Here is a 6,544-nt window from a genome sequence, read left to right on the forward strand (position 1 = left end):
CCGCTGGCGCGTGGGGGCGCGTTGCTGGCGCTCGTCGCGCCGCCCGACCTGGACGCGTCCGGGCAGGTCGAGTTCGGGCGGGTGCTGCTGCGGGTGTGGCTGACGTTGCAGGCGGCCGGGCTGGCGGCGCATCCGCTGAGCCAGCTCGTCGACGTCGCCGGCGCCCGCGACGTGCTCGGCGCACTGCTGGACGTGGAGCCGGGGCGGATCCTGCACGTGACCCGGGTGGGCCGGCCGGTCGCACCGGCAACCCGCTCGGCCCGGCGGGTCGACCCGAGAGCCGGGGCGGCGGCGTCCGCGAAACCGTCCCCGCATCTTGACGAGGGATGCACCCATCCATGAGAGTCCATACGAGCGGATGTGGCGCGCGGACGGGAGCTCGGGCGCAGGCATCGGCAGGTCGGCGTGAAGGGGCGTGTGGGCAACGCTTGTTAGCGCTAACAGCGATCCCACCCGTCCCCTGTCCGTGTGACCTGGAGAAGCCATGCCCGACGTGACCCGAAGGAACGTCATCAAGACCGCGGCGGCCGGGACCGGCGCCGCCCTGCTGCCGGTGGCCTGGACCGCCGCCGCCCGCGCCGGTTCGACCGCACCACCGGAGGTGCTGGCCGCCGACGACCTGGCGCTCTGGTACGACGAGCCGGCCGGCACCGACTGGCTCCGCGCGTTGCCGATCGGCAACGGGCGGCTCGGCGCGATGGTGTTCGGCAACGTCGACACCGAACGGCTCCAGCTCAACGAGGACACCGTCTGGGCCGGCGGCCCGTACGACTCGGCCAACACCCGGGGCGCCGCCAACCTGGCCGAGATCCGGCGGCGGGTCTTCGCCGACCAGTGGACCTCGGCGCAGGACCTGATCGACCAGACCATGATGGGCGCCCCGGGCGGCCAGCTCGCCTACCAGACCGTGGGGAACCTCCGGCTCGCCTTCGGCTCGGCCGGCGGGGTGACCCAGTACCGGCGGACCCTCGATCTCACCACCGCCACGGCCACCACCACCTACGTGCGCGACGGCGTACGGCACCAGCGGGAGGTCTTCGCCAGCGCCGCCGACCAGGTGATCGTGGTCAGGCTGACCGCCGACCGGGCCAACTCGATCACGTTCACCGCAACCTTCGACAGCCCGCAGCGGACCACCGTGTCCAGCCCGGACGGCGCGACCGTCGGGCTCGACGGCGTCTCCGGCTCGATGGAGGGCGTCACCGGCTCGGTGCGTTTCCTCGCCCTGGCCCACGCCGCCGCGAGCGGCGGCACGGTCGGCAGCTCCGGCGGCACGCTGCGGGTGTCCGGCGCCACGAGCGTGACGCTCCTGATCTCGATCGGCTCCAGCTACGTCAACTACCGCACCGTCGACGGCGACTACCAGGGCATCGCCCGCAACCGGCTCGCCGCCGCCCGGACGGTCGCCGTCGACCAGTTGCGCAGCCGCCACCTCGCCGACTACCAGGCGTTGTTCGGCCGCGTCAGCATCGACCTGGGGCGTACCGCAGCGGCCGACCAGCCGACCGACGTGCGGATCGCGCAGCACGCGACGAGCGACGATCCGCAGTTCGCCGCGCTGCTGTTCCAGTACGGACGCTACCTGCTGATCTCCTGCTCCCGGCCCGGCACCCAGCCGGCGAACCTCCAGGGCATCTGGAACGACTCGCTGACGCCGGCCTGGGACTCGAAGTACACGATCAACGCCAACCTCCCGATGAACTACTGGCCGGCCGACACGACGAACCTGTCCGAGTGCTTCCTGCCCGTCTTCGACATGATCAGGGACCTGGCGGTCACCGGGGCGCGGGTGGCCCAGGCGCAGTACGGGGCGGGCGGCTGGGTCACCCACCACAACACCGACGCCTGGCGGGGCGCCTCGGTCGTCGACGGCGCCCTGTGGGGCATGTGGCAGACCGGTGGCGCCTGGCTGAGCACCCTCGTCTGGGACCACTACCTGTTCACCGGCGACCTCGGCTTCCTCCAGGTCAACTACCCGGCGCTCAAGGGCGCTGCCCAGTTCTTCCTCGACACCCTGGTCGCCCATCCCACGCTCGGCTACCTGGTGACGAACCCGTCGAACTCTCCGGAACTGCCGCACCACGCGAACGCCAGCGTCTGTGCCGGGCCCACCATGGACAACCAGATCCTGCGCGACCTGTTCGACGCCGCGGCCCGGGCCGCCGAGGTCCTCGGTGTCGACGCCACCTTCCGGTCGCAGGTGCGCACCGCCCGGGACCGGCTGCCGCCGAGCCGCGTCGGTTCCCGCGGCAACGTCCAGGAGTGGCTCGCCGACTGGGTCGAGACCGAGCGGACCCACCGGCACGTGTCCCACCTGTACGGCCTGCACCCCGGCAACCAGATCACCAGGCGGGGCACCCCGGCGCTGTACGAGGCCGCCCGGAGGACCCTGGAGCTGCGGGGCGACGACGGCACGGGCTGGTCCCTCGCCTGGAAGATCAACTTCTGGGCGCGGCTGGAGGACGGCGCCCGCGCCCACAAGCTCCTGCGCGACCTGGTCCGCACCGACCGGCTGGCGCCCAACATGTTCGACCTGCACCCGCCGTTCCAGATCGACGGCAACTTCGGCGCCACCTCCGGCATCGCCGAGATGCTGCTGCACAGCCACACCGGCGAGCTGCACCTCCTGCCGGCGCTGCCGACCGCCTGGCCCACCGGGCAGGTCACCGGCCTGCGCGGCCGGGGCGGCTACACCGTCGGGCTCGCCTGGCGCGACGGCCAGGCCGACGAGGTCCGCGTCCGCGCCGACCGCGACGGCACCCTGCGACTGCGGTCCCGGCTGTTCACCGGCAGCTTCGTGCTCGTCGACACCACCGACGGCGGCACGCCGGCCAGCACCCGGCCGGAGCCGGACGTCGTCCAGCTCACCGTCCGCGCCGGCCGCACCTACCGCGCGAGCCGCCCCGGCGTGACGCCGTCGCCCACCCTCACCCCCACGCCGGGTACGCCGCCACCGCCGACGCCGACCACCAGCCCGCCCGCCCCCTCGGGCGCCCGGGCGACGTACGCGGTGACCGGCTCGTGGTCGGGTGGCTTCCAGGGCGAGGTCACCGTCACCGCCGGCGCGACCGCGATCCGCGGCTGGACGGTGTCCTGGACGTTCCCGAACGGCCAGGTCGTCACCCAGATCTGGGGCGGCACGCACCGCCAGAGCGGCGCGAACGTGACGGTGCGCAACGTCGACTACAACGGGTCGCTGGCGGCCGGCGCATCCACCACCTTCGGCTTCATCGGGTCGGCCAACGGTGCCAACGACCCGCCGACGGCCCTGACCGTCACCACCACCTGACCGACACCGGACGCGCCGGTCCCACGCGGCCGGCGCGTCCCGTCCCTCAGGCGTCCATCGGGCGGGTGGCGCTCAGGCCAGCAGCGTCTCGCGCAGCCGCGCGCCCGGGTTGATCCGGCCCACCACGCGCGGCCCGGCCGGGTCGTAGACGTCGACGGTGTGGTTGCGGCGCATCATCTCCCGCACCGCCGGCGGCAACCGTGGCGGGTCGTCCATCGCGGCGAGGACCCGGGCGGCGGTGCCCGTCGACCGCTCGACGAGCGTGACGCTGTCGGTGTCCACCCGTACCCGGCCGAACTCCCACCCGGCGGTGGTGAGGTCGAGCACCTCGAACAGGCGCACCACGAACGGCTGCGGGTCGGTCACCCGGTCCAGGCGGTCCGCCCGGGCGCCGACCACCGTGACGGCGGCCGACACCTGCGCGTACGGGTGCAGTCCGCTCGGCAGGGCGCCCAGCGGCCAGCGCAGCGCCGGACCGGCCTCCCTCCACAGGGGCCGGTAGTTGCGGCGGTGCACCAGCAGCCGCCGGCCGGTGCGCCGGAACACCTCCTGCGCCTGGAACTGGAGGTCGGCGTGGGCCTCCTCGGCGGCCTCGCACACGATCCCGGCGGCCACCACCAGACCGTCGTCGTCGGACAGCAACCGGGTGATCGCCTCGACCTGGTCGGGGAACCGGACCCGGACGTGCGCGCCGTAGGAGTGCCGGACGTCCCGCAGCAGCGCCTGCTGACGCCCGGGGTCCAGTTCGACCCGATCGCCACCGAGCAACCGCCGGAGCCAACCCATCGCGCCTCGCTTCCGTCGCCGTCTGCGGACCGGGCAATGCTAGTTCGTCGGTTCCTGCTCGTATGGTGACGGGGTGGCTGAGCGATCCCTGACCCTGATGACGGTGCACGCGCACCCCGACGACGAGGCGACCAGCACCGGCGGCGTCCTCGCCCGATACGCGGCGGAGGGCGTCACGACGGTGCTCGTGACGTGCACCGACGGGCGGTGCGGCGACGGTCCCGACGGCGTCAAGCCGGGCGAGGACGGGCACGACCCGCAGGCCGTGGTGGCGATGCGCCGCGCCGAGCTGGAGGCCAGCTGCGAGGCGTTGAAGGTGACCCACCTGGAGACGCTCGACTACGCCGACTCGGGAATGATGGGCTGGGCGACCAACGACGCGCCCGGCGCGTTCTGGAACACGCCCGTCGACGAGGCGGCCGACCGGCTGGCCGAGCTGATCCGGCGCTACCGCCCCGACGTCGTGGTCACCTACGACGAGAACGGCTTCTACGGCCACCCCGACCACATCCAGGCCCACCGGATCACGATGGCCGCGGTCGAGCGCACCGACGTGCCGGCCAAGGTCTACTGGACCACGGTGCCGCGCAGCGCCTTCCAGGAGTTCGGCAGGGTGATGCAGGAGATCGGGGTCGAGTTCCCCGAGCCGGACGCCGCCGACGAGATGCCGCCGCTGGGCCTGCCGGACGACGAGATCACCACCTGGGTGGACACGCGTGCCCACGGCGGGCAGAAGTTCGCCTCGCTGGCCGCGCACGCCAGCCAGGCCGAGAACATCTTCTTCCTGCGCCTGGGTCAGGAACGGTTCACCGAGCTGATGGGGATGGAGACGTTCGTCCGGGTCCGTGACCGCACCGGCGCGTCCACCCCGGAGGACGACCTCTTCGCCGGCCTGCGCTGACGGCGCGGTGCGGGCCACCGCCGGTCAGTCCGCGCTGGTCTGCGCGGCCAGGTGGTCGAGCACCGCGCGGACGTCCCCGCCGGTGTCCGCCATGATCCGTCGTTGCCGGGTGGCCCCGGTGCCGTCGCGGCGGACCCGGTCCACCTCACGCAGGATCAGGTCCCGGTCCCCGTGCCGGGTGAGCGCGGGCGCGACGACGACGAGCAGGTCGTCGACGAGGTCCCACGCCGGCCGGGGCCGGCCGGTGCGCAGGTCGACCAGCTCGCCGTCGACGCCGTCGTGGGCGGCCCGCCAGTGCGCGGCGGCGACCACGCAGTCGCGGATGCGGGGGGCCGGCACACCGGCGAGCACCTCGTCGATCATCGTGGCGACCAGGGCCCGGACCAGCCCGGCGACGAGGACCGTGTCGTCCACGGTCGGGCAGACGTCGCCGACGCGGACCTCCACCGTCGGGTAGGACGCGGACGGACGGGCGTACCAGTAGACCATCGCGGCGTCGAGCATGATCCCGGCGGTGATCAGGTCCTGCACGGTGGCGTCGTAGTCGGCGGCGGAGTCGAAGTGGGGCGTGGGCCCGATGCTCGGCCACCGTTGCAGCTGCATCGACCGCCAGCTCGCGTGCCCGGTGTCGCGCCCGTCGTGCAGCGGGGAGTTCGCGGTGAGCGCCTGCACCACCGGCAGCCACGGCCGCAGGTGGTTGCAGACCTGCACGGCCAGTTCCCGGTCGGGCACGCCGACGTGGACGTGGCAGCCGCAGACCGCCGGGTCGTGGGCCACCGGCCCGAACCGGCGGGACATGTCGTGGTAGCGCCGCTCGTCCGGCACACTGCGGTGCGCCTCGCACACGGGGGTGGCGCCGACCGCGACCAGGCGCGCGCCGACGGCCTGGGCCGCCCGCGCGGCGGCGCGACGCAGGGCGACCAGGTGTTCCCGCAGTCGCGCCAGGTCGGAGCTGACCGGGGTCACCATCTCCACCATGCTGTGCCGGAACTCCTGGCGGCTCTGCTCGCGGGCGGTCCCGGACAGCGCGTCGCGGACCCGGTCGGCGACCGGCATGCTCTCTCCGGTCTCCGGGTCCAGCAGCAGGAACTCTTCCTCGACCCCGAGGGTGAGGGTGGTCGGGATCGCCGGGGCGGAGGTGGCGGTGGCGGGCCGCCTCATCGACGGCTCCACCGGCGTGCGGGTCCGGTCGTCGCTCGGCGGGGCCATGCCTCGACGGTACGAGTCCAGGTGCCCCGCCGGATGCCGTTTCCCCCGAGCACCGCTCCCACGTGCGACGACGTGGGAGCGGTGGCGGGCGCCGATCAGCAGTCGAAGTAGAGCGCGAACTCGTGCGGGGTCGGCCGCAGGCGCACCGGGTCGACCTCGTTGGCGTTCTTCCAGTCGATCCAGGTGGAGATCAGGTCGTCGGTGAACACGCCGCCGTCGAGCAGGTAGTCGTGGTCCTGGGCGAGCGCCTCCAGCGCGTGCGGCAGGGAGCCGGGGACCTGCTTGACGTCGCCCCACTCCTCCGGCGGGAGGTCGTAGAGGTCCTTGTCGATCGGGGCCGGGGGCTCGATCTTGCTCTT

4 protein-coding genes and 2 pseudogenes are annotated in these 6,544 nt (G+C 73.5%); 3 read left to right on the forward strand and 3 right to left on the reverse strand.

Translation table 11 applies throughout. The annotated features are described in order from the left end of the window. Positions 1–342: pseudogene (locus HUW36_RS22785) on the forward strand (hypothetical protein); the annotation flags it as partial. Positions 343–484: 142 nt separating this feature from the next. Further along, positions 485–3,289 (forward strand): glycosyl hydrolase family 95 catalytic domain-containing protein, encoded by a 2,805-nt coding sequence (locus HUW36_RS22790; protein WP_174530043.1) that lies wholly within the window; start codon positions 485–487, stop codon positions 3,287–3,289. A 72-nt stretch (positions 3,290–3,361) separates the two neighbouring features. Here the strand turns inward: HUW36_RS22790 and HUW36_RS22795 are convergent, their stop codons facing one another. Further along, positions 3,362–4,075 carry a hypothetical protein gene (locus HUW36_RS22795; protein ID WP_174530044.1) on the reverse strand — a complete coding sequence of 238 codons (714 nt, stop codon included), beginning with the start codon at positions 4,073–4,075 and terminating at the stop codon, positions 3,362–3,364. 73 nt (positions 4,076–4,148) lie between these two features. On the opposite strand from HUW36_RS22795, the gene HUW36_RS22800 reads away from it, so the two are divergent. Continuing rightward, a complete protein-coding gene (locus tag HUW36_RS22800) occupies positions 4,149–4,976 on the forward strand; it encodes a PIG-L family deacetylase (protein ID WP_174530045.1) in 828 nt (275 codons plus the stop codon). 24 nt (positions 4,977–5,000) lie between these two features. On the opposite strand, the gene HUW36_RS22805 is transcribed toward HUW36_RS22800, so the two are convergent. After that, complete coding sequence (locus tag HUW36_RS22805; RefSeq protein ID WP_174530046.1) at positions 5,001–6,137, reverse strand: carboxylate-amine ligase; 1,137 nt, start codon at positions 6,135–6,137, stop codon at positions 5,001–5,003. A gap of 143 nt (positions 6,138–6,280) precedes the next feature. Next, positions 6,281–6,544 (reverse strand): annotated as a pseudogene (locus HUW36_RS22810) (glutamine synthetase); the annotation flags it as partial.

Origin of the sequence: Micromonospora maritima (genome assembly GCF_902825405.1) — a bacterium.
Lineage (GTDB): Bacteria > Actinomycetota > Actinomycetes > Mycobacteriales > Micromonosporaceae > Micromonospora > Micromonospora maritima.